The organism is Paenibacillus sp. JT22N7, assembly GCF_059383875.1.
This window is the reverse complement of the sequence record NZ_JBXENY010000001.1, coordinates 83,079-106,880: the sequence shown is the minus strand read 5'-3', so window position 1 is coordinate 106,880 and position 23,802 is coordinate 83,079. Positions and strand designations below refer to the sequence as shown.

General features: G+C 50.1%; 23 protein-coding genes. 8 read left to right on the top strand and 15 right to left on the bottom strand.

All coding sequences use genetic code 11. From position 1 onward, the window contains the following. The first annotated feature begins 58 nt into the window (after positions 1 to 58). The 5 genes from AC50Y5_RS00485 (at position 59) to AC50Y5_RS00465 (ending at position 5,204) form a co-directional block, all read left to right on the top strand. Positions 59 to 1,060, top strand: coding sequence for a Gfo/Idh/MocA family protein (locus AC50Y5_RS00485; protein ID WP_056043285.1), 1,002 nt, complete (start codon positions 59 to 61; stop codon positions 1,058 to 1,060). 54 nt (positions 1,061 to 1,114) lie between these two features. Then, positions 1,115 to 2,062 (top strand): AraC family transcriptional regulator, encoded by a 948-nt coding sequence (locus AC50Y5_RS00480; RefSeq protein ID WP_235533348.1) that lies wholly within the window; start codon positions 1,115 to 1,117, stop codon positions 2,060 to 2,062. 18 nt (positions 2,063 to 2,080) lie between these two features. Further along, positions 2,081 to 3,172 carry a Gfo/Idh/MocA family protein gene (locus tag AC50Y5_RS00475; protein WP_056043283.1) on the top strand — a complete coding sequence of 364 codons (1,092 nt, stop codon included), beginning with the start codon at positions 2,081 to 2,083 and terminating at the stop codon, positions 3,170 to 3,172. Between the two features lie 158 nt (positions 3,173 to 3,330). Next, a complete protein-coding gene (locus AC50Y5_RS00470; RefSeq protein ID WP_056043280.1) occupies positions 3,331 to 4,413 on the top strand; it encodes a Gfo/Idh/MocA family protein in 1,083 nt (360 codons plus the stop codon). Positions 4,414 to 4,718: 305 nt separating this feature from the next. Then, positions 4,719 to 5,204 carry a hypothetical protein gene (locus AC50Y5_RS00465; RefSeq protein ID WP_494857725.1) on the top strand — a complete coding sequence of 162 codons (486 nt, stop codon included), beginning with the start codon at positions 4,719 to 4,721 and terminating at the stop codon, positions 5,202 to 5,204. Between the two features lie 9 nt (positions 5,205 to 5,213). Here AC50Y5_RS00465 and AC50Y5_RS00460 read toward each other — a convergent pair whose 3' ends face one another. The 4 genes from AC50Y5_RS00460 to AC50Y5_RS00445 all read right to left on the bottom strand — a co-directional run bounded on the left by AC50Y5_RS00460 (position 5,214) and on the right by AC50Y5_RS00445 (position 12,812). Continuing rightward, positions 5,214 to 5,732 (bottom strand): hypothetical protein, encoded by a 519-nt coding sequence (locus tag AC50Y5_RS00460; RefSeq protein ID WP_494857723.1) that lies wholly within the window; start codon positions 5,730 to 5,732, stop codon positions 5,214 to 5,216. Positions 5,733 to 5,786: 54 nt separating this feature from the next. Continuing rightward, positions 5,787 to 6,923, bottom strand: coding sequence for a response regulator (locus AC50Y5_RS00455; RefSeq protein ID WP_494857721.1), 1,137 nt, complete (start codon positions 6,921 to 6,923; stop codon positions 5,787 to 5,789). A 21-nt stretch (positions 6,924 to 6,944) separates the two neighbouring features. After that, on the bottom strand, positions 6,945 to 9,971 hold the full coding sequence (locus AC50Y5_RS00450) for a histidine kinase (protein WP_494857719.1): 3,027 nt from the start codon (positions 9,969 to 9,971) through the stop codon (positions 6,945 to 6,947). Between the two features lie 1,023 nt (positions 9,972 to 10,994). Beyond that, positions 10,995 to 12,812 carry a glycoside hydrolase family 2 protein gene (locus tag AC50Y5_RS00445; protein WP_494857717.1) on the bottom strand — a complete coding sequence of 606 codons (1,818 nt, stop codon included), beginning with the start codon at positions 12,810 to 12,812 and terminating at the stop codon, positions 10,995 to 10,997. Positions 12,813 to 13,095: 283 nt separating this feature from the next. On the opposite strand from AC50Y5_RS00445, the gene AC50Y5_RS00440 reads away from it, so the two are divergent. The 3 genes from AC50Y5_RS00440 to AC50Y5_RS00430 are packed head-to-tail and all read left to right on the top strand — an operon-like array spanning position 13,096 to position 14,103. Then, the gene (locus AC50Y5_RS00440; RefSeq protein WP_494857715.1) at positions 13,096 to 13,521 is read left to right on the top strand and encodes a hypothetical protein; all 426 of its coding nucleotides are present in this window, start codon (positions 13,096 to 13,098) and stop codon (positions 13,519 to 13,521) included. A gap of 8 nt (positions 13,522 to 13,529) precedes the next feature. Further along, complete coding sequence (locus tag AC50Y5_RS00435) at positions 13,530 to 13,889, top strand: hypothetical protein (protein WP_494857713.1); 360 nt, start codon at positions 13,530 to 13,532, stop codon at positions 13,887 to 13,889. A 31-nt stretch (positions 13,890 to 13,920) separates the two neighbouring features. Further along, a complete protein-coding gene (locus tag AC50Y5_RS00430) occupies positions 13,921 to 14,103 on the top strand; it encodes a hypothetical protein (RefSeq protein WP_494857711.1) in 183 nt (60 codons plus the stop codon). A gap of 65 nt (positions 14,104 to 14,168) precedes the next feature. On the opposite strand, the gene AC50Y5_RS00425 is transcribed toward AC50Y5_RS00430, so the two are convergent. The 11 genes from AC50Y5_RS00425 to AC50Y5_RS00375 form a co-directional block, all read right to left on the bottom strand. Next, positions 14,169 to 14,312, bottom strand: coding sequence for a hypothetical protein (locus AC50Y5_RS00425; protein ID WP_494857709.1), 144 nt, complete (start codon positions 14,310 to 14,312; stop codon positions 14,169 to 14,171). Positions 14,313 to 14,338: 26 nt separating this feature from the next. Continuing rightward, entirely contained in the window at positions 14,339 to 15,670 is a 1,332-nt protein-coding gene (locus AC50Y5_RS00420; RefSeq protein WP_056043263.1) for an LLM class flavin-dependent oxidoreductase, read from the bottom strand. A gap of 22 nt (positions 15,671 to 15,692) precedes the next feature. After that, complete coding sequence (locus tag AC50Y5_RS00415; protein ID WP_235533347.1) at positions 15,693 to 16,226, bottom strand: GNAT family N-acetyltransferase; 534 nt, start codon at positions 16,224 to 16,226, stop codon at positions 15,693 to 15,695. Between the two features lie 109 nt (positions 16,227 to 16,335). Next, a complete protein-coding gene (locus AC50Y5_RS00410) occupies positions 16,336 to 17,511 on the bottom strand; it encodes an amidohydrolase (RefSeq protein WP_056043261.1) in 1,176 nt (391 codons plus the stop codon). Positions 17,512 to 17,612: 101 nt separating this feature from the next. Continuing rightward, positions 17,613 to 18,629, bottom strand: a complete 1,017-nt coding sequence (locus tag AC50Y5_RS00405; RefSeq protein WP_494857706.1) for an LLM class flavin-dependent oxidoreductase — start codon at positions 18,627 to 18,629, stop codon at positions 17,613 to 17,615. Between the two features lie 40 nt (positions 18,630 to 18,669). Next, on the bottom strand, positions 18,670 to 19,422 hold the full coding sequence (locus AC50Y5_RS00400) for an amino acid ABC transporter ATP-binding protein (RefSeq protein WP_099519254.1): 753 nt from the start codon (positions 19,420 to 19,422) through the stop codon (positions 18,670 to 18,672). Continuing rightward, on the bottom strand, positions 19,419 to 20,129 hold the full coding sequence (locus AC50Y5_RS00395) for an amino acid ABC transporter permease (protein ID WP_056043252.1): 711 nt from the start codon (positions 20,127 to 20,129) through the stop codon (positions 19,419 to 19,421). Before AC50Y5_RS00395 ends, AC50Y5_RS00400 begins: the two co-directional genes overlap by 4 nt. 5 nt (positions 20,130 to 20,134) lie before the next feature. Beyond that, a complete protein-coding gene (locus AC50Y5_RS00390; protein ID WP_056043249.1) occupies positions 20,135 to 20,902 on the bottom strand; it encodes an amino acid ABC transporter permease in 768 nt (255 codons plus the stop codon). Positions 20,903 to 20,950: 48 nt separating this feature from the next. Further along, the gene (locus tag AC50Y5_RS00385) at positions 20,951 to 21,811 is read right to left on the bottom strand and encodes a transporter substrate-binding domain-containing protein (protein ID WP_056043246.1); all 861 of its coding nucleotides are present in this window, start codon (positions 21,809 to 21,811) and stop codon (positions 20,951 to 20,953) included. Positions 21,812 to 22,011: 200 nt separating this feature from the next. Then, positions 22,012 to 22,902 carry a LysR family transcriptional regulator gene (locus AC50Y5_RS00380; protein ID WP_494857702.1) on the bottom strand — a complete coding sequence of 297 codons (891 nt, stop codon included), beginning with the start codon at positions 22,900 to 22,902 and terminating at the stop codon, positions 22,012 to 22,014. A gap of 176 nt (positions 22,903 to 23,078) precedes the next feature. Then, positions 23,079 to 23,738 (bottom strand): hypothetical protein, encoded by a 660-nt coding sequence (locus AC50Y5_RS00375; protein WP_235533346.1) that lies wholly within the window; start codon positions 23,736 to 23,738, stop codon positions 23,079 to 23,081. Positions 23,739 to 23,802 lie beyond the last annotated feature (64 nt).

The following is a 23,802-nucleotide window of genomic DNA, read 5'->3' as shown; positions in this document are numbered from 1 at the left end:
TATGATAAATTTACTGTGATGTCTCAATTTTGTATACTAGGTTGGGAGAAGTGATGAGATGATTAAAATTGGTAAAATTAGCTACTGGCATGTACATGCTTGGGATTATACGAAGGAAGCGCAGGCGCATCCGGGTACAGAAATTACAGCGGTATGGGATGAGCTTCCAGAGCGCGGCCAAGCGGCGGCTGACAAGCTAGGCGTTCCCTTCTACAGCAACTTGGACGAGATGCTCGCAAGCGACATTGATGCAGTAATCGTAGACGCTCCGTCCAACATCCACCGTGACGTTATCATTGCGGCGGCTCGCGCTGGCAAGCATATTTTTACGGAGAAGGTTATCGCTCCTACGCTTAAAGAAGTGAATGAAGTCATTGAAGCAGTATCCGCAAACAATGTGAAGCTTACCGTTTCCCTGCCAAGGCTGAATGCTGGCTACACGCTGGCGATTCAGGACATTTTGGCGCAAGGGCTGCTGGGCAAGGTTACGCTTGTCCGTGTTAGATTGTCGCATGATGGCGCTACGAAAAACTGGCTGCCTGAGCATTTTTACAATTTGGAGCAATGCGGCGGCGGCGCTTTGATCGATCTGGGCTGCCACCCGATGTATTTGACTCGCTTGTTCCTCGGTGAGCAGCCTGTTGAAGCATCTGCCCAATACGGCTATGTAACAGGAAAAGAAGTAGAAGACAACGCTGTTGTACTGCTAAAAACAGCATCCGGCGCTGTCGGTATCGTTGAAGCAGGCTTCGTCAACGCTTTTTCGCCTTTCACCATTGAAATCCATGGCACGCAAGGCACATTGATGTACGGCACACCAGATGACCGCCTGCTGCTGCGCACGAACTTGAACGGAGAAGACGCTGCGAAGGAGTGGCAGGAGCAGACGCTGCCAGACTCACGCCCAGGCGCTTTCAACCAATTTGCCGATCATATTGTGAACAATACAAAAGCTGAGGAAAATGTACAGCTTGCTGTTGAATTAACGAAGCTGGTTGAAGCGGCGAACCGCTCCGTGCGTGAAGGAAAATCGATTCGTATCGATGAGTTGGCGCAATAATAGACTACTGGATTATTTTTCAACAAAAACGGCTTGAAGGGAGGTTTGGCGCGATTGCAACCTTTTCCATATGAAGTGATGCGTGAGCGCCAGGATGCGCTCGAGAGGCTTGATCTTCGCATCCGCTGGGGCTATTACGATATTCATGTGCTGCGTTTTCACCTGACCCAGTTTCTTCCCGGCAAAATCGTCAACTTTCACAAGCATGCCGAGTTCGAGTTTCATTTTATACCGCAGGGCAAGGGGACCGTTATTCTGGTCGATATGCCGTATGCGCTGAACGAAGGCATGTTTTATTTGACTGGACCTGATGTGCTGCATTATCAGGAGGCAAGCCCGGATGACATTATGGATGAGCTGTGCCTGCATGTCGATATTATCGATCGCAGATTGCAGCCCGGCCCTTCCCCTGTTACGGAGGCGGATGATTGGGAAATTGCCGAGGCCGATGATTGCATCAGCAAGCTTCGCACGCTGCCGCTGTTTCCGGCCGATGATGTGCATCAGGCTATGCCTCTGTTTCTGGAAGCTTATGAAGCTTGCTCGCGGCATTATACGGGCAGCTATACGACAATTAGACAAAATGTCATTCAAATATTGCTGCGGGCAGTGCGCGCTTATGACACGGTGAAGGAGCCGGAGCAGGCCCACTTACCCACCCGGGATATGAAGGCTTACCGCTATCGTCTCGCGATGGAATATATACAGGCCAACTACTCTGGCGAGGTCACGCTTGAGGACGTGGCCGACAAGCTGAATTTAAGCTCGCGGCATATTCAGCGGGTGTTCAAGGAGGCCGGGGACGGCCAGTCCTTCAGTGCCACACTCGAAAACATGCGCCTCAAGGCGGTATGCCATGCGCTTGCCGAAAGCACGCAGTCGATTGAAAAAATCGCCCAGCAAACGGGTTTTGCCAATGCCAACTATTTGCATGCGGTATTTCGCAAACGTTTTGATATGACCCCTTCTGAATACCGCGCGCAGCAGATGACCATCATGTAGTAAAGGATGATACTCCCCATGTCCAAGACGCTAAAAATCGGAATTATCGGCAGCGGCGGCATCGCAGGCGCCCATGCCAGAGCGTATAAGCAAATGCTTGGCGTAGAAGTTGCCGCTGTCGCGGATATTATTCCCGGCCGCGCCGGGCAATTTATCGAGCACTGGGAACTGCCCCATGCGGCGGCCTATGAGGACTACCGTCAGCTGCTCGACACGGAGCTAGATGGCGTCAGCATTTGCACGCCAAATGTGGCCCATTTTCAAACGACGGTTGATGCGCTAAATGCAGGCAAGCATGTTATGCTGGAAAAACCGATGTCGGTCACGCTTGAAGAAGCGGTGACGATGGCGGAGACAGCGCTCAAAACGGGCAATATGCTCAACATCGGTTTCCAGCCGCGCTATGACCCGAATATGGCGATCATTCGCGACCTTATCTCGTCCGGCGAGCTGGGCAAAGTGTATTATGTAGAAACGGGAGGCGGACGCCGCCGCGGCATGCCAGGCGGAACCTTTATCCGCAAGGATATTGCCGGAGCTGGCGCGATGGCCGACATCGGCTGCTATTCGCTCGACATGGCGATGAATGCGCTCGGCTATCCGAAGCCGCTGACGGTATCGGCGTTTACGTCTAACCATTTTGGCACGAACCCGCTGTACCATAAGGAAGCGGATAAGTTTGACGTCGAGGATTTCGGCGTGGCAATGATTCGTTTCGAAGGCGATATTGTGCTTAATTTCAAAATCTCTTGGGCGATGCATATGGACTCGCTCGGCGCTGCCCTCTTTCTCGGTACTAATGCCGGACTCAAGGTTACGCCTTCCGGCTCCGGCCCTTGGAGCGGCGTATTCGATGGCAGTGTAGGCTCCATCACGATGTTCCATGATGTACAAGGACATCATACAGAAAGCCCGATTCCGGTTATTCAGCACCAAACGGATTTATTCCATGCCAAGGTGTGGGATTTTGCCGAAGCGGTGCGCGACGGAAGACCGGCTCCTATCCCGGGCAGCCAAATCGTGCGCAATCAAGCCGTTATTGATGGCATTATCCGTTCTGCTCAGACGAAAAAGGAAGTCGATATCTTTTTGCCTTCCCCGTTTGCGTAAAAGGCTATTTAAAGGCAGCTCCGCTGCGTAAAAGATTTGGTTTTCGATCGCTGTTGCTTCTCAAATCCAAACCTTTCACTCCGGTCGCCTTTTGAAGACTTTTAAAACAATTGCTGAAGTACTTCAAATTCAAACCAAAATTCAAGGAGGATTTTATTATGTCTAAAACTCATCGTATTGCGATTATCGGCTGCGGCGGTATCGCGGGTGGCAAGCATTTGCCAAGCCTTAGCACCATTAAAAGCGTGCAAATCGTCGCTTTCTGCGACATTGAAGAGCATCGCGCACAGGAGGCTGCCGCGAAGTATGGTGCGGAAGGCGCTCGCGTATACACCGACTACACTGAGCTGTTGAAGGACGAAACCATTGAAATCGTTCACGTCTGTACGCCAAATGATTCCCATGCCGTCATCGCAATCGCTGCGCTGGAAGCTGGCAAGCATGTTATGTGCGAGAAGCCAATGGCGAAAACAGCAGCAGATGCGAAGCTTATGATGGAAACCGCTCGCCGTACTGGCAAAAAATTGACGATCGGCTACAATAACCGTTTCCGTCCAGACAGCCAGCAGCTGAAGAAAATTTGTGAAAATGGCGAGCTGGGCGAAGTGTATTACGCGAAAGCACATGCGATCCGTCGCCGCGCTGTACCAACATGGGGCGTATTCCTTGATGAAGAAAAACAAGGCGGCGGCCCGCTAATCGATATCGGTACTCACGCGCTGGATTTGACGCTGTGGATGATGGACAACTACAAGCCGAAGGTTGTGCTTGGAACGGCATACCACAAGCTGTCGCAGCGTGAAAATGCAGCCAACGCTTGGGGCCCTTGGGACCCTGCCAAGTTTACCGTTGAAGATTCCGCTTTCGGCATGATCGTCATGGAAAACGGCGCGACGATTTCCCTTGAGTCCAGCTGGGCGCTGAACACACTGGATATTGACGAAGCAAAATGCTCGCTGTCCGGTACAGAAGGCGGAGCAGACATGAAAGGCGGACTGCGAATCAATGGCGAAAATCACAGCCGTCTTTACACGACCGACATTGAGCTGAAATCCGGAGGCGTCGCTTTCTTTGACGGTGCAGATTCCGGCCGCGACTCCGATTTGGAAATGAGAATGTGGCTGAAAGCGATTGAAGACGACACTGATCCGGTTGTAACGCCAGAGCAAGCCTATGTCGTGTCGCAAATTTTGGAAGCCATTTATGAGTCCGCTCGCACAGGAAAAGCCGTTTATTTGTAATAGCTAGCTGCTTCATGAAGCTAAACCTAAAAATCAAGCCTGCTCCCTATCCGAACGCGGAAGGAGCAGGCTTTTTTTCACTAAACAATTACAGTTCTGCTCATCGATCATGTTATTATAGAACTATACTCCGTTTTCAAGGAGGAGCGAGCTCAAGCTTTTTATCGGCGTTTTATGTACGCTTGCAGGGCTTGGGGCCATCATTGCTTATTTGCTTTAGGGGATATTTGCTAAACAAGCATACAAATTTAACCGATCCGAAGGAAGCTTAGCAGCTCGGAGAGGTAGCAGATAGGGGAATTCCGTTGCAGGGCTACCAGGAAAAAAGAGATCTCGAACGCACCGCTGTCCGCATTTTCATCAATCTCTACAACCATAATTATGCCGACAAGCTCCGGCTGCTCTATCAGCGCGAACGACCGGATGCCGTGCTTCAGCATCGGAACCAACACATGATCGGCGTTGAAATTACCCATCTGTTCTATGATTCCGAGGAAGCGAAAAGGCTGCTGGGCCGCTCCCAATCGCGCAATCTCAATCAAGAGGTTGTCGAAATGCTGATCGCCGAGCTGAATAAACGCATCCAGACGAAGGAAATGAAAATAAACAATTACGCGACTGCTTATCCAATCGCCTTAATTATTCGAAATGCTTCCCCCGCCTTCGGCATGTCCGACATTTTGCGTGCCAAGGAGCTCATTTATAAGCCGCAAGGCCGCTTTACCCATGTATGGTTTTTATCTCGCGATGGATCAGACGAGTGGTTGATGAAGGATTTGCAGCAGCTGTAGGCCTAAGCCTTAGAGCTGTCCTGCCCTTACACTCACATTCATAGCCGCGCCAATTTTACTATAGGCATAAATGGACCAATCCCCGCTCATGCCATCAGCCTCTAATTGTTCAAAGGTATGCGTAATTTGCTCGCCTTTGCGGATAGGCTTAGCCGTCACAGTCTCTTCTTCATTCCGTTTAATATTCAAATAAATCGTAGAGTCCCCTTTGTTTTCTACGGAAATGCTCAAAACCTTGCCGTCCGCCGGCATCGTTGTAAGCGACCCCGTATAGGCGCTTTGACCACTCTGATTAGTTAGGGCAATCAGTTCTTTTTTGTAAGATATTGCGCTTGCCGCCTGATCCACACTCTCCGTCATTTGAATGCTTGCTGCTGTCGAGGCTGCATTTGCTTTTGCAGTTGCAGTTATAGTTGGTACGGGATCAGCAGGAACAGCAACTTGCGCATTGCGATTGCCAAAGCCAAAAAAAGCAATCAGGATAATAAGTACAGCTATACTGAAAAGAATCAACGTTTTATTTTTCATATCATCGTAATCCTCCAAACATATATTAAAAAAACTACGCCCCTCTTACGACCGTCACACCTCGATCTGCTCATACAACTGCCGCGAGAGCACAGAGGGTTGAATGTTCAGCTCAGCCAGCTGCTCCTTTAGTTTGCGATAGACGCGATGCACTTGATGGTGCTCGCCCATGAACAAATAGGCGTGCATCGCACAGCGATAAGCTTCTTCTTCATACGGCGATTGAATAATTGCGCGCTCCGCAGCCTCAGCTGCCTTTTTCCCATTTTTTTGAGCGAGATATTGGGATGAAAGCTTAAGCAGCCACTCCATTGAAAAATGCTCCAGCCGCTGATGCCATTCTACAGCCCAATCATAATCCTCTTGGGCAAGCAGCTCTTGCCCATACATCTGCAACGTCTGCTCCATCTGCACAATAGATGTCTCTGCAGGAGGCTGCAGCTCTAAAGAAGCGGATATAAAAGCAAATACATCCGCCTTAATCCTTTTCATATCCAGACGATATTGCTCGTTTTTATAGCTGACCATCTGTTCAATGCCGATTTGCCGCAAGCCTTTCCGCAGCAGGCTGACACAAGTGTGCAAATAGATTTTAGCTTTCTCGTACGGTTCGTCAGCCCAGAGGCTTGCAATGATGCGATCACGGTGAACGCCCGACGTCATATGACCATGCAGCAGCAAATAAGCAAACAGTTCTTTCTCCTTGGCCGTCCGCCACGTCAGCTGCATGCCGTTTGCAGATTGGACATGAAATACACCGAGCATATGTACGATAAGTTCTTCCTTGCAGCCAGCTACCAGATCAAGTGCAGCGGATTGCACCCTCACGCCCTTGTCCCTTGTCAGTCGTTCAATGGTTCGGGACAAACGCTCCATTTCAATCGGCTTCAGCAAATAATCAATCGCCTCGTGTTCAAAAGCCGCTACAGCGTAATGATCGTAAGCGGTTGTAAAAACAATAGCTGCATCGGGATCAGCCTCATTTATGTAGGCGGCCAGCTCCAAGCCGCTCATTTCCGGCATTTCTATATCCAGAAACCAAATATGCGGCCGCTTGTGCCGAAGCGCTTCCAGCGCCTCAAAGCCGTTGATGTATCGTCCCGCGACGGTCACTTTCTCGGTGCGAGCAAGAAAAATTTCCAAAATGTTTAACGCATGAAGCTCATCATCTACCAAATACGCCTGCAGCACCGCGATACTCCTCTCCTTCCACTACTGGAATGGAAACATAATCGTTACCTTTGTACCTGCGCCTGGCTCACTGGTAATGGCAGGCTCTTGTCCACTCAGATGCTTCAGCCGCCGCTGTACATTTTGCAAACCGATGCCCTGCCCTCCAGCCCTTTTATTCAATAAGGCTTGTGCCTGCTGCTGTGGCATGCCAACGCCATCGTCCTCGACTACAACCTGCACCATGTCCTCAAGCCTTCGAATCGACAGGCGTACGGTTCCCCCGCTAATTTTTTTGGACACCCCATGGCGAATCGCATTTTCCACCAGCGGTTCAATGAGAAGCGGCATAATTTTGCAGGAATGGAGCGTGTCATCTACATCAAATTCCACTTGAAGCCGGCTGCCAAATCGCTCCCGTTCAATTTCTACATAAGCCCGGACAAGCTCCATTTCTTTGCTGAGCGGAATCGTTTCCTCCGAATTATCCAGATGAAAAAGAATGCGCAAATAACGGCTGAAGCTGCCCAGCAGCTCGCCTGCTCTCGGACCATCTGTAAAGCATAATGACATAATCGTGCCCAAGGCATTATACAAAAAATGCGGCTTGATCTGCGATCGCAGAAACGCCATTTCATTGCCCGCTGCTTCCTTGACCAGCCGTTTCATCCCAAGCAGCGTATGTACACGTACGAGAATTTCTCCCGCATCGAGCGGGCGCGTAATAAAATCATTTCCACCCGCTCTCAGACATGCTTCAACATCTGCGGGCGTGCTGCGCATATTAATAAATAAAACCGGGAGCTCGGCTTGGGTAAAGTCATTTCGAATTCGTTTGCACAGCACATAGCCTGTTGCAGGCGGAAGCAGCGCATCCACAATAACCAAATCTGGCTGCCGCTGCCGCTCCAGAAGCTTTTGCGCCTCCGTATCGGAGCCCGCGAACATCATCTGAAAGCCTTCTGTAGAAAGCAATGTACTCAAATGCTCCATATCTGCGAGATCTGCGGTAGCAATAAGTATCACTGCCGAAGCTCCACCATGGCTGCGTTCCCCATGCCATTCATGTTTGGCTCGGGCAGCGGCAACCTCTGAAAGGGCCTTCCCATCTACTATTTTTGCAGATTTCAGTTCGATTTGAATGTATTCCTCCGCATCATGAATGAGAAGCGTCCCACCCATTAAGCGGATAAGCTCTGAGGCAAAAGACAATCCTGCCGCAACACTGCTTGACTCCTTTGCAGAAAAACCCTCCTCCATCCTATCGCCTATTGGCTCCGCTAAGCGAGGCTTGTACCTTAGAATGATTCGCACGTTTTCATCCTGCTTTAAACACTCGAATATAAGCTCCCTATGGCTCCGCCGGCCAATCATGTGATAAACGATGCTGTATAGCACCTGCTGCAGCCTGCTCTCGTCGGCCATAATATAGCGGGCTTCGGGCTCGATTTTCCGCATGAGGACGATCCCATTTCCATTAGCTAGAAAGCCAAGCACCTCAACAACGACTGAGATGGAGGACATGAGATCAACCGTGCCCATTGCCACCTTCATGCTGCCATCTTTAAAGCGCGACATGTCGATCAAATCATTTACGTGATTCGACATTCGGTGGGCTGTATTGCGTATGAGCTGCAGCTTCTCACGTATGCCAATCTCGTCCGTCTGACGCAGCGGCGACCCCAGAAGCGATTTCGATAAATGAAGGATGCTGTGCAGCGGCGAGTTCAACTCATGGGAGGTTAGCAGTAAAAACTCATCCTTAGCCTTATCTGCCAGCTGTAATTGATGAGTAAGCTGTTGCATGGAATCATAAGCGCTGACATATTGATAAACGATCAGCATGGCAAAAGCACCGAGAAGCAGCAGAGTCGCTCCATTGAGCAAAATTTGGCTTATCGGGTTCCATACCACTACGATCGCCAGTGCGCTGTTGATAAGCATCATCCATACGCATGTAATAAGCAATTGAAACTGCGCTTTGCTGATGCTCCCATATTCGCCCCGCACATACTGGGACAGGAGCATGACAGAGGCCGCTACATAGGTAAACAGAATAACTAAATAAATACTGTCTTGAGCATACGAATAAATGTGAAACGGCAGTAGCACAATCAAAGTCACATATAGAGCTAATAAAGCACTTGCAGCCTGCAGCCATCTCCGAATCATTAGCCGTGCTGCAATTCGCGATACAATAACAAATACAATAGCAGGTACGCTATACACCGCGATATACTTCAGCTTGAAGGCAGCCTCAAAGGGCATTTCCGGAAAAAACTGCAGCAGCAGCCGCTCCCCATTTGTAAATACAATGAGTGCGAAACCAATAAAGAACAGCCCATACAGCAATTGAAGCCCATCTCGATGCAGACGAAAGTACAAATAAAAAAACAAAAGCCCCAAAATCAGGACAATTCCTATCGTTAATAACTCAAGCCCAGACTGCAGGGTCGTTCTCGCTTCGATACGCTGACTAAGGCCCAGATCAATGGCACCGTTAATACCGCCGCTATGAAAATCAAAATTAGCCACTTGCAGCACAATTTCAATCTCCGTACCCTCCGAGTGAAAATACACCGTATAAGGCACATTGCGCGGTTGGTAGGTTTCAACAGAACTCCCTGGCTGGCCAGATCGCCCGAGCAGCTGTCCATTGACATACATCGCATCGGAAAAACGAACATAACGTTTGGCTATCGCCAGCGGCTCATTCGGCGGCACATTTCGCACAAGCAGCCGGTACGTTCCATAGCCTTTCCCAGTCATTAAATCACCATTATTATGCTGCGCTTCGTTCCAGTTGCCTGGCACATGAATGATAACGGGCCTCGCCTTTGCTTGCCTAATTTCCTCTGGCGACAACAGCTGATTCGGATAAAACGCCCACTCCCCATCCAAGGAAACGACTCGCTTATCCAGCCATTCCACGCTAGGCAAAGTTAAAATGCCCTGCTTCGCCGTGAGCGTCTCGCGGCCGCCTATCATTTGCTGCAATAAAACGAGCGCGAGGAGCAGCGTCATGATGCCAAGTCCCAGTAGAAAGCGATCTGTTCTGATGTGGCGCACCTCAGCCCCCCTTGCTTGCGATAATCGTTTATTTTTACGGTCATAGGTTAACTTCATAGCGTTCGTATCTATTTAAGGCTGTGCTTCCTTTATTTTCTCATTCTCGAATTTCCCTGTCTATCCTTTAAAACATCCGCCGCCGCTGATTACAGCTTGCACAACGATGAAATCCCGCCTGCCCCTGAGTTGGTGAGGACAAAAGGCGTGGAGAACAGACTCCTAAAACATAGATGCCGCCTGAAAAGCTTCAAACGCCCAATTGAAATCTCAAGTTATCAAGTTCTCTACAATTTCGCCATTACACCTCCAATATAATAAATCCCTCTTAACAATCACTTAAAACTCGCGTGAAAACTTGAAAAAGGGAAGCTGAACATCCTAACTAAAACTAAGTATTTGACTAGGATGTGTATGCAAACCAGAGTTGGCCTGCTGCTGCTTGCTTAGTGTTTACTTAATGCTTACTTCTTGCTTATTCAAGACAAACCTCGTATACCGAGTTAAGGCTGGGGACAGCCGGATAGGTGCGTTGCTGAGATTACTATTACTGAAACCACTGTGGCTGAGACCCCGCAGTTCGGGAACGCTCCCTTTTTTTGGCGGACTGAGGTTCCGCTATTCTGGCTTTTGCTCCGATTTCAGGCCGTAAGCGGACAGGAAATCCGTTATCGTCCTCATTATCCCGTCAAATTGGCTGTTGGCAGCGCATTAGCTGCTCCTGAGTCCGCGGACTGTTCCATAACCCGTGATTTTGTTGAAATAGCGGCTGCTGTGTCCGCCAAGTCCATCATTGGGCAGGGAGTATACCGGAGTCGGTTGCGATACTGCGGCGGGAATGCGTTTGACGCTAAAATCAATCAGCATCTGGCTCACTTACGTTCACATACACGCCCTAATCACATAAAAAAACGATGGAGCAAACGGCAGCACGCCGTTTAACTCCATCGCTTTAATGGTGATCCTATTTAGCTGGATGTCTCCATACCTGTGCTAAATCACTTTCATTTACTAGTCTCTCTTGCCTTATAAGCTAGCTTTCCCGCGAAAATATTTCTTCACAACCTCATACGCCAGCTTTGGCCTGCGATAGCGGTCCACAATGCCTTTGCTGTTCTGCGTACCAGCGCGGGCGAGCAGCCAGCCCGTGCCTTCGGTTACCCGGCAATCGCAAAACTGCCAGATGAACATGCCGGACATGTACTCCCGAGAGGTGTACGCCTGCAAATTCGCTTCTATAATATCCGCCTGGCGCTCCTCCGTGCCGCGTACCCGGTTCGGGTCGCGCAAGCCATAATGGCCGTCTCCGCCGAACTCGCTCATAATCATCGGCTTGCCCGCACCGCCTGCGGCATCGGCCCAGCCTCGCGCCGCATCGCACAGCTCGCCTGGATCTTCATCGCCGTACCAGCCCGGATACAAATTACATGACACAATGTCCGCCAGGTCAAAGCAAATTTCCTTCTCGCGGTGATGGGAGGCAAACGTTAGCGGCCTGCTGCTGTCCATGGCCCGAATTTGCTCCAGCTGCCGTTTGTAGTGAATGCGTCCTTCCTCCAAGTCGCTGGCGCATTCATTCAGAATTGCCCAAATGACAATCGAGGGATGATTATAATGCTGCTCCACCATCTCTCGATTAACCTGCTCGCACTGCCAAATAAAATTTGGATTGCGCATTTGCTCAATCGACAAGCCGCGGGCATGATTTTCTTCCCATACGAGCACGCCGTGCTCATCGCATAAATCGAGGAACCGCTCATCATTCGGATAATGGCTCGTACGCACCGCATTAGCGCCCATATCCAGCATCAACTGCAAATCCTGTGCCATGAGCGGCAGCGGGAATGATGACCCCGTCAGCGGATGATCCTCATGGCGATTAAATCCTTGAAGTACGATATCCTCGCCGTTCAGCTGAATGCGTCCACGCTCCGTCGTAACCGTACGGAAGCCGACGCGTTCCACCAAATCATCGACAGGAGCCGTTTGCCCTTCAATTTGCAGCAAAACCTGCAGCAAATACAAAGCCGGATTTTCCTGCGACCAAGACTGCACCTGATCAATGCTGAAAACGCCGCCTACTGTGACCGTCTCTCCCGGCTGCAAGCTTACACTGCCAAGCTCCAGCGTCTGCCCTGCAATCGTTGCCGTCAGCTTAGCAGTCAGCTGCACCTGCGTATGCTTCTTCGATAGCGCCGGATAACGGATGCAAGCGCGAATGTCTGCCTGCCAGCTGCCAGCACTTTGCTGCTCTGCTTCCGATTCGGATTCTATTTCCATTTCTATATCTGATCCTATTTCTGATCCTATCTTTGTTTTTGTTTCTGTTTTTGCATTTACCCCTTTCAATGGGGTAAATGATAGGCGCTCAACAAACAGCTCCTGAATTTCCTCCAGCATGACAGGACGAATAATTCCGCCGTATGTATAATAATCGTTTGGAACGTGGAGCGACGACGCTTCGCTAAAAGAATTATCCACGAGCACGGCAAGCTCATGTGTGCCCGCTTCAACATCGCGAATGACGGCATCGAATGCCGTATACGCATTATAATGGCGGGCAACCGGCTTCCCGTCAAAAAACACATTAGCTGTATGGCTGACGCCTTTAAAAACAAGGCGAAGCGACGTCCTTTTTTCCACGGTCACCTTCGTGCGGTAAACGCCTCTGCCACTGTATGTCAGCAGCTCCGGATGGGTTTCCCAGCAGCCCGGAACGGCTAGCTTATATCGATATTCCAATGCTTCCAGCTGAATTTCCCCATCCGGCACCGTAACAAAATCCCACATACCGCCGAGCTCTCTTACTTTTCGAATCGTATTGGTCTGAAATAATCTGGACATGCTTTGCCTCCCCAATATGGCTTTAACGCCCCTATTGTAAACGCTACTATTTTATCACTATTTCCGTTTTTTGCAAGGTGCCTCATTAACAGAAAAAGCAGTCTCCCTCTCCAAAAAACGGTCGTTTAATAGGCGTGCTTGCTTTAACTAGGGGACTAGCTAACGTGCTATTTTCTAAAACGCTAAGCTGCCATTCAGCGGAGCTTCAGCTTCTATTCAGCTTTCTAGCCGATACGTAAATCGTGGGCCTGCCGGCAGTGATAATGATAAAGGAGAATGGAATATGTCTGTATCCATTAATACGTATTATAAAAATTCGTTGCAGCAGCCATCGTTGCTTGATCAATCCAGCACAGCAGCCAAGCAATCCCAGCTTCAAAGCGATGATAAAAAGAAATCAGCCGACTCCCTGCAGCTCAGCCAAGAAATGCTGGGTTATATGAGCGGTTATCAGCAGCAATATGCCCGTACAACAGAAATATACAGCCCAGACTCCAGCGTAAGCGAGTTAACGACTGAACAGAAAAAATCCATTCTGGTCCATTTGCAGTGGCAGTTGCATGCATCTCTTGCCTTCCAACAGGGCGATGATGGTTCGACACTCGGGACGGATACAGACGGCGGCCCATTAGGACTGATGAATGATGCGTTGTCCGGCATCGACCTGTCCACAGCTACCGATGAGGAAATTACGAATTCGACGAAATGAAGCAAACCATGAATGCTAATAGGCCGGCTCCTCCACAGGGGCCTCCGCCTGCCCCTTCTGAGGAAGCTTTTTCAGCGAAAGAGCTGACGACCGAGCAAATCCGCTCCTTGCTGACGGATTTACAAACTCAGCTTGGGAATATCGATCTAACCGATGAGAATGAGGACGACGAAAATAGCAATGATCATACAGATGGTATATTGTTCACCGCTATTAAAAATGCCGTGTCTGAAGTGGATATATCTAGCGCTACGGATGAGGAGATTTTGAATCTGCTTGATACGATTACGGAACTATTGGAAAGCAATCGCCCAGAGCCGCCACCGCTTCCAGACAGGTCTGAGTTAATTAAAGCAAGCTGCAAGTGAAATCACGGAAGCAAGCGTTGGATTGCCTCCCATGCTTAGATCGCTGAGCGGTGTGCTGCCTCCCTTTGCATGGCAAATAGCTGCTGATGCGGATGTAGATCTGGATGCCGATGAGTGGTCAGGCGATTCTACTACGGAGATTGATCTTCGTGCGGATTATAGACAGCAATTGATTCAAGAACTCCAAACCCAGCTAAGCAAGTTCAGCTCATAATAAATGAATCAGGCATAAGCCTGCATTGAACGGCAAGGCCCACACATGCTTAACCAAATGATCCTCTAGTGAACGGAAGTCATACCGGGGATCGTTAAAAGAATGAGTGTAAATAGCAAATACACGAGTCCCCGTACAGTGAACACTTCTAAAATGTCCAGCATGCGGGTACTCGTGTATGATACAAACACATTTACTATTCTTTTCATCCTATCAACTGCTCATAAGTGCGGTTTTAAGCTTCGCTTAGCGCCTTTGCGGCATAGCGATTTTCAGGAATCGGCAGCTCCAAATTGCCACGCAGCGTATCATGCTCATACTCCGTTCGGTAGATGCCCCGCTCCTGCAAAATCGGCACGACTAGATCAACGAAGTCATCCAGCCCTTTAGGCACGGAGGAATGGATAATGAAGCCATCGGCGCCCTCTTCCTCATGCCAGCGCTGAATTAAATCAGCGATTTTCTCCGGCGTACCGATAAAGTCGGTGCGCGGCGTTGCTGCGCTGAGCGCGACCTGACGCAGCGTCAAGCCGTGCTCCCGAGCTTTGCTCTTGATTTTGTCTGTGCCGCTGCGGAAGCTGTTGCTGCCGAGATCGCCAATGTCCGGGAACGGCTCATCGAGCGGAAATTGCGAGAAGTCGAAATGCTCGAAAAACCGGCCCAAAAATTGCAGCGCCTTATCAATCGATACGAGACTTGCAAGCTCCTCGTATTTGCGATCTGCTTCTTCCTGTGTGCGTCCGATAATCGGAGAAATGCCAGGGAAAATGCCAATTTCATCGGCCGACCGACCGTACGCTGCCGCTCTAGTTTTCACATCGAGATAAAAGGCTTTTGCTTCCTCCAACGATTCATGCCCCGTAAATACAGCATCGGCGCTTTTCGCTGCCAAATTGCGTCCATCCTCCGAGGACCCCGCTTGAAATACAACCGGATGGCCCTGCTTCGAGCGGGCGATATTAAGCGGCCCCTGCACGGAGAAAAACTCGCCTTTATGATTCAGACGATGCAGCTTCTCCGGATCAAAAAATACGCCCGACTCCTTATTCCGCACAAAAGCATCATCTTCCCACGAATCCCAGAGGCCGCGTGTTACCTCCAAATATTCCTCGGCAATGCGGTAGCGCTGCGGATGCGTCGGATGATCCGCTTTGCTGTAGTTTTTCGCCGAGCCTTCAAGCGGAGAGGTTACGACATTCCAGCCGCCGCGCCCGCCGCTAATATGATCGAGCGAAGCAAACTGCCGCGCTACGGTGAACGGCTCGCTGTAGGACGTCGACAGTGTGCCGACCAAGCCGATCTTCGACGTGACCGCCGCGAGCGCGGAAAGAATCGTCAGCGGCTCAAAGCGATTCAAGAAATGAGGCAGCGAATGCTCGGTAATATAGAGTCCATCGGCAATAAATACAAGATCGAACTTGCCTGCTTCCGCCTTCTGTGCCTGCTGCTTGTAAAATTCAAAATTAACGCTAGCATCCGTCACCGCATCCTGATGTCTCCAAGCCCCAACGTGACCGCCAACCCCATGTACAATCGCACCTAATTTGATTTTTTTACGCTTAGCCATAACCGATTCCTCCTCCGGATTTTTATGAAGACAATAATGCCGTTTCCTGAAGCTGCAGCTTGTAGCATTTCACCAAAACATCGCCATTGTACATTTCCTTGTCCTTCGCCCGTTCAAAGCCAAGCTTCTCATAAAGCTTGATCGCCGATGCCATTAAATCCGAGGTGTGCAAATGCAGCGTGGAAGCTCCTAGTGCGAGCGAGCGGCGAATGCTTTCCTTGATCAGCTCAGTCGCAACGCCAAGCCCTCGGGCCTCCGGCGCTACCCCAAGCAAACGGATAATCGGCGACTCAATTTCCAGCTCTGGACGCCCATAGGCGATAGCCGAAGAAGTGAACAGCAGCACGCTGCCGACGATTTCCCCATTAACCTCCGCAATAATGCGCGCCTGAGGACCTTCCTTATCAACCGATTCAATAATAGACGCCTTATAATCTAACCAGCGATCTGGTGACATAACAGCCTCGTACTGCGAATAAGCAGCTACGACGATACGCAAAATCGCCTCGCGGTCTTCCGCCACCGCATCCCGAACTTCAACTTTGATTTTCGCCACACTATACACACCTTTCGCATGATTTTTATCGGAATTATAGGTTAAAAAAGAGCTTTGACCGCTACATCTATAAGGCGACGTCTACTCGCTCCTGAGTTATTCCGTACGTTTATTGTTCATTCGCTTCGCCGAACGATTCCAAATAACGGCTTGCGAGATTGGCAAAATAAGCAGCAGTCAGCGGCAGCGCCTGCTCATCAATATCGAAGGCCGGATGATGCCATTCCTGCGGGCCCGCTGTTCCCATGAAAAAAAACAATCCCGGCACTTGCTTCTGATAATAGGCAAAGTCCTCGCCCGCAGAAGACGGAAGCGGCTCTACGACATTCAGCAGCGAATCGTGAGCTGCTGCGATTGCGGCTTCTACTAAAGCAGCGTCATTTTGAACCGCTGGCGGCCCTTTAATCCAGCGTACCGCCGCAGTTGCGCCGAACGCAGCCGCTACATTTTCCGCCACCTGCTTGAAGCGCTCCAGCACATGCTGCCTCACCTGCTCGTCAAAGGTGCGAATCGTCCCGTCGAAGACGGCCTTTTCCGCTATGACATTCCAGGCAGTGCCGCTTTGAATGCGCGTCACGCTAATGACCGCGCTGAGCAGCGGGCTGACATTTCGGCTGACGATCGATTGCAGCGCCGTCACAATATGCGCCGCCGTCACAATTGGATCGATGCTTGCCTCTGGCACAGCGGCATGGCTGCCCTTGCCTGTCACCTCAACAACAAAGCCATCGGCTGCTGCCATTATCGGTCCCGGCTTAATCCCAACCGTCCCGACGGGCAGATCCGGCTTATTATGAATCCCATAAATCGCCCCCACACCTTCAAGCGCGCCGCTTGCAATGACCGCCTGCGCGCCCGTCGCCTTTTCCTCAGATGGTTGAAAAATAAGGCGCACCGTTCCCGCCAGCGTCTCCTCGCGCTGCTTCAGCAGCAAGGCTGCACCGATGAGCGAAGCGGTATGATAATCATGCCCGCAAGCATGCATTTTCCCTGCGGCCTGTGAAGCATAAGACAGCCCTGTCTCCTCTTGAATCGGCAGCGCATCAATATCAGCCCGCAAAGCAAGTACAGGCCCGCTGTGTTTGCCGCCTACTTCGGCAACTACACCCGTTTTCAGTCCATAATCGACGATGCGAATGCCCGCTTCCGTGAGCCATTGTTGAATCGCCTTCGTTGTAGCAAACTCTTCATTTGATAATTCGGGATGCTGGTGCAGCTGGCGCCGTATTTCAATTAGCTTTGCGCCTAGCTGCTGCGTCCTCTCAGCCGCCTGTGTATCTGCCATGCTAAAGTCCTCCCTTCGGCCTTGCGCTTTTACTCCAGCCTATTCATGCTGCCTGCCCTGCTATTCAACTTTCACAGTAACTGCTCTAATTCATAAAGTGTCTAGCTTTCTACAGCAAGCTCAGCGAATGCTTCAGATAACAGCTCATAGGAACGAATTCTAGCTTCAAAATCCTTCACCGCTGTCGTGACAATAAATTCATTAACGTGATGCTTCTGCTGCCATTCCAGCAGCCGCCTCCGAACGGTCTCCTTCGAGCCTTTCGTAATTTCCGCTTCCTTCACTTCAACGGTATAGGTCTGGCCCGATTGCCTGCCGAATTCTTCCGCCTGTTCGACGGTTCCGACCGTCAGCGTCTTGCCGTTTTCCAAATGAATTTTGACGTTTTTATGGTCAGAGGCCAGATGCGCCGCTTCCTCATCGGTATTTGCAGCAATGAGCGACAACGCCAAAATCGCCTGCGGCTGCTTGCCTTTATCCGAGCGGAACTCCGCATGATAGGCAGTTAGCGCCTCTTCCGCAACAGCCGCATCGCTATTAATAAATTGGGCAAACACATACGGATAACCCGCTTCCGCTGCCAGCTTCGCACTAGCCACACTGGCGCCAAGCACGAAAATCTCGGCCGGCTGCTCAGGCACAGGAGAAGCCTGAAGGCCAGCAAGCGCATGATCCGCAGGCAGCGTATTTTGCACAAAATGCTCTAATTCCACCAGCTTATCCTGCAAGGACTGCTCCTGTGAAATGCCTTTCTGCAAAGCCTGCGTGGAACGGGGCAGCCCGCCTGGCGCCCGGCCAATGCCCAAATCTACGCGTCCTGGAGCAAGTGTCGCCAGCAAATTAAAGTTTTCCGCTACTTTATAAGGGCTATAATGCTGCAGCATTATCCCGCCTGAGCCGATGCGAATGCTTTTTGTTTGAGCAAGCAAAAACGAGATCAGCACCTCAGGGGAGGAGCCTGCAACTTGCGCCGAATCATGATGCTCGGATACCCAGAAGCGGTTGTAGCCGAGCTGCTCCGCCTTTTTCACCAGTGTAAGTGTATTTTGAAAAGCCTCTGCCGGGGTGCTCCCTGGAAAAACAGGGCTTTGGTCTAAAATGCTAAGCTTAATCGCCATATTCATTCTCTCCCATCGTCGATTGCCTCGTAACGCTCGTTTATATGCTGTAGCTAGGTTCCGGCGCGATACGCTTCAGAAACTGCTTCGTTCTCTCTTCCTTCGGCTTGCCAAATAGCTCGCTCGGCTTGCCTTCCTCGACGATGACGCCGCCATCCATAAAGACGACATGGTTTGCGACATCGCGGGCGAAGCCCATTTCATGCGTGACGACGATCATCGTAATGCCTTCTCCAGCGATTTTGCGAATGACGTCAAGCACCTCGCCCACAAGCTCCGGGTCAAGCGCCGACGTCGGCTCATCGAATAAAATCACTTCCGGGTTCAGCGCAAGAGCCCGGGCGATGCCTACCCGCTGCTGCTGCCCGCCGGACAGCTCGCTTGGGTAGGCGTCAAGCTTCGCCGCAAGCCCTACCTTCTCGAGCATTTGCGTGCTGCGCCGCCTTGCTTCATCTTTGGGCAGCTTTTGCACAATGAGCAGCCCTTCCATCACATTTTCCAGCGCCGTCTTATGCTTGAATAAATTGTAATGCTGGAACACCATTGCGGAGCGCTGGCGCAGGTTATGAATATCTTTTTTCCCAGCTGCCTTAAAGTCCAGCTCGAATTCGCCAATGCGGATTTGCCCATTATCGGGCTTCTCCAAATAATTGATGCAGCGCAGCAAGGTTGTTTTACCCGAACCGCTTGGGCCCAAAATAACAACGACCTCGCCTTTTTCCACCGTCAAATCGATGGATTGAAGCACCTGATTTTTCCCGAACGACTTGGAAATTTGCTTCAGTTCAATCATGCTACGCCACCTCGATTGTATTTATTAATTCTCCGCTCCAGCCAAGCTGTTGCCTGCTCGATTAATATCGTCATGCCCCAGAACAGCACCGCAGCTGCAATGTAGGCCTCAAGAAACTTCCAATTGGTCGCCGCGACAATTTGCGCCTGGGCGTTGATTTCAACGACAGATACGGTAAAAGCAAGCGTTGAACCGTGCAGCATGCCGATCAAATTGTTGGATAAATTCGGCAAGCAGACGGCGAGCGCCTGCGGTAGTACGATGCGGCGCAGTGCCTGCGGCGTCGTCATCCCAATGGAATAGGCAGCCTCCATCTGTCCGCGGTTCACCGCAAGAATGCCTGCGCGCACAACCTCCGACATGTAGGCGCCTGCTGTAATCGAGAAAGAAATATAAGCAAAGCCGATTAACGGAATGACCGTTGAATTAAAGCCAAGTCCCAGTGCGCTAGCCAACCCATCGATGATGATCGGAAGGCCGAAATAGATCAGCAGCAAATGCATAAGCATCGGCGTGCCGCGAATGAATAGCACATAAGCGCTAGCCAGCGGATATAAGACGGGAATCCGATAAATCCGAATGAGGGCAACAGCAGTACCAATAATGAAACCGACGAGCACGGAGACGATCGTAATATAAAGCGTATTCGGCAGCGCCTTGAACAAGCTGAGAAAGGCCGTCCATATAAATCCGGGGTCTAGTGACATCAAGCTCAGCCTCCTTTCTCCAAGCGCGTAATGAGCGTCCGCTTCCACAGCCTTCTTTTTCCATAACGCACGACCGGTTCAGCCACTTGCTTCTCATGACGCAGCAGCCTGCGCTCCAAATAATGGAAGGTCCGTTCCAAAGCAGTGCTGATTACAAAATAAATGAGCGACAAAGCGATATAGGTTTCAATAAAATGCTGGGTCGCCGAGGCGAGCGTCTGCGACTTGCCTGTCATTTCCATCGCTCCCAGCGTGAACGCCAGCGATGTATCCTTCAAGTTGCCGATGACGAGATTCGCTAATATCGGTATCGATATCGCCAGCGCCTGCGGCAGCACAATACGGGTAAACGCCTGATAGCCGCTCATGCCAATCGCATAAGCCGCCTCTACCTGACCACGATCCACCCCATTGACCGCTGCCCGAATCGCCTCGGATATAAAAGCGCCACTGTGGAGAGCATAAGCCAAAATAACGAAAACGAGCACATTGGCCCGCGATACATCAATATGAACGAGCTTGAGCAATTCCGGGAGGCCGTAATAAATGAGAAAGAGCTGAATCAATATCGGCGTTCCACGGAAAAAGGATACATATACCTGCGAAGCACGCTGCAATACGGGAATTTTGTAGAGCCGGGGCAGCGCAATGATAAAACCAACGACGAGCCCCAGCAAAATGGATGCAGCCACAATAAACAAGGTAATATGCAGGTAAGACAGCAATTTGGGTAAGAAATCCAGCAAGTAATGAATATCAAATTTTCTGCCCATATGTTTCCCTCCGTCTTACACCCTTGACCAGCAAGTTAGTAGCACCATTTATTTTTTTACAACTTCATCAAGCGGTTTTGTATAATCTTCGCCAAGCCACTCGATGCTCAGCTTCGAAAGCGTTCCGTCAGCTTTAACCTCTTTAATTGCGGCATCCAGTTTGTCAGCCAGCTCCTGGCTGTCTTTACGGAGCACGAACAGCACATCGGACTGAATAAGCGGGTCGCCTACCGTCTTCATCGCAGGATTGCCATCCGTATCAGGGTAGAAAGGAAGCGAGAAGTCGGTAGCTAGCGTTGCATCTACGCGTCCGCTTTTGAGCAAAGCAATACGGTCATTGGCTGCACCGCTGGAGTAAACAATTTCATAAGGATTGTTATGCTCCTTGTTGTATTGCTCTAGGAAAAAGGCCTGGTTGCTCGTTGGCGATGTAAATATTTTTTTGCCTGTCAGATCGTCGATCGAATTAATCGTTGTGTTGTCTCTATACACCGCTATTTTCGAAAGGAAAATGCTATACGGCTCTTTATTAAAAAGGAATTTAGCTTCACGCTCCGGGTTTTTCTCCATTTGGTGAGCGACAAAATCAATTTTTTTCGTCTCCAAGCTTAGCAGCAAGCTGGAAAATTCTTGCGTTTGGAATTCAAACTCATATTCCGGCAGGCGTTTATCCAGCTCTCTAACGAGCTCAACGTCGAAGCCTGTCAGCTTGCCATCCTCATCGATAAAGCATACATTCGGAAACTGGGTGCCCGTGCCGACAATAATTTTCTTCACTTCCTGAGCTGGGCTCGCGCTTGCTCCCGCACCGCTGTCCGCCGTTTCTTTCGTGCCATTATTTGCAGCTCCGCACGCCGTCAGCGTAAAGGACAAAACAAGCAGCGTAGCTAAAAAAGTTCTTTTTTTCATAAAAATCGTTCCCCCATGTCATGATCATTTTTATAATACCTATAATTCCTACCTACTAAGTAAGAATTGTTCTATCACTAATTTATCATCCGCTCATCAAACCGTCAATGCCCCGGATAATAGGGTTTTTCTATTCTCTTATCTAAACATTCGATAGGTCTGCATCTAGGCAGCTGTTTCTAATATTGCATTTGCTCGTTTTAGGTCCGGCTGACGAAAGGCAGCGCTTTGACAAGCTTCACCAAGCTATCGAAAAAAGGGCTGCTCTCGCCGTTCAGCATAATCAGGTTCGTATCGAGCGACAAGCCCTCCACTTCTGGAATCGTAATCGGAAAAAGCTGTCCCGCCTGAACCTCGTCATAGGCAGACAGACTTGGCAGGAAGCAGATCCCCAGCTTTTGCAGCACGAGCCGCTTCGCGGTTTCCAAATTATCTGTGTGGCAGGACATTTCCGGCGGTTCATTGAGCGATTCAAAAACCCGCTGCAGCCTTACCCAGTCAAGCGCCCCACATTCAAAAAACACAAGCGGCTGGTTGCCTATCGCCCTCAGCGTAATTTGCTTCTCCTTCAGAAAGGGGTGGCCTTCGTACACATGCAGCCGAATCGCATCATCGAGCAGCTTAACCGAGCGCAAGCCGGGATGAGTCGTTTGACGGACAAAGCCGATATCGACCTCTTTGTTCAGCACCATCTCCACAATATCATCCGTCTTGGCAGTCACCGTCTTGAAGCGAATGCCGGGATGCTTCTCCTTCAGCGCTGGCAGCAGCCTCGGCACCAAATAGTTTGCCGTCGACACGGTACAGCCAATTCTCAGCTGGGCGGGCATCTCCTGCTTCAGATGCAGCTGCTTGCGCCCCTTTTCCAGCGTCTGCAAAATTTGCTGAGCGTAAGGAAGGAATCGCTTGCCTTCCTCGGTCAATTGAATTTGCTTGCCCATCCGGTCAAATAGCTTGCAATCAAGCTCCCGCTCCAGCGACTGAATTCTCGCCGTTACGGACGGCTGGGAAAGAAACAGGCTTTCCGCTGCCTTATTGAAGCTGCCGTAATAAATGACATAGACGAATGCTTCTATATTTTCGATATTCACCGGAAGAGCCTCCTCGCAAAATACAACTTAACCAACTTGTTAACTTGGAATTATGTTGTGATAATGGTAATCCACATCTACCTAGGTGTCAATGGGCGAAGGAGAAAAAATTAGGTACAGAAAAAAAGCCCCCACAGCTGGACCATTTTAAATGGCCAATCTATGGGGACCATACGTTAGTCCAGTAGGGAGGAGATTTGAATGCTCGCGACTTTCTTATTTACGATATGGAAATTCATGACATCCACATAGTTGGCCGGCGAATAGCGGTAATCATCCTCTTCATCGGACACCTCTCCTCCAAGCAGGTTCCCTTCGGGATAGGCTTCTTGCAGCTTCTCGATACTGTCGCCGACTTTGATATTGCGGACCGTCGTATAATTAGAATCGGTTATCTTGATATTGAAAATCTTGAACTGCTTCCCTTCCGCTGAATCAATAGTTTTAATGACAACGCCTGGATAGGTGTACTGTTTCTCCGTGAATCCAATCAGGTTATCCATATTCGTGCCATCTCCCGCGGCATAGGTGTGGGACTTGATCGCTGTGGCTTTGCCCAGCATGCCTTCAAGCTTAGCATCGTCTACGATGTCAGAGAGGGCAATGGTATGGTCATTATGCACAAAAGACAGCTCTTTCAGAACCACATTGCCTTCTTTCTTAATGGTGCCTTCCTTAATAACCTTCGAATTGGAGCCGGATGCTTCACTTGCTGCCGGAGAAGCTGGGTCGACGGCAGTAGTCCCCGCCTGGTTCTCCTGGCATGCTGCCAGTAGTGTCATTGCCAATACCGTTGTCAACGCTATGGTTGCTGATTTCTTCATTTTTTTCATCATTATCCCTCCAAGAGTTATTGTCTACGTCTTATGAGGTCATTATAGGAAAACCATTTAGTATTGT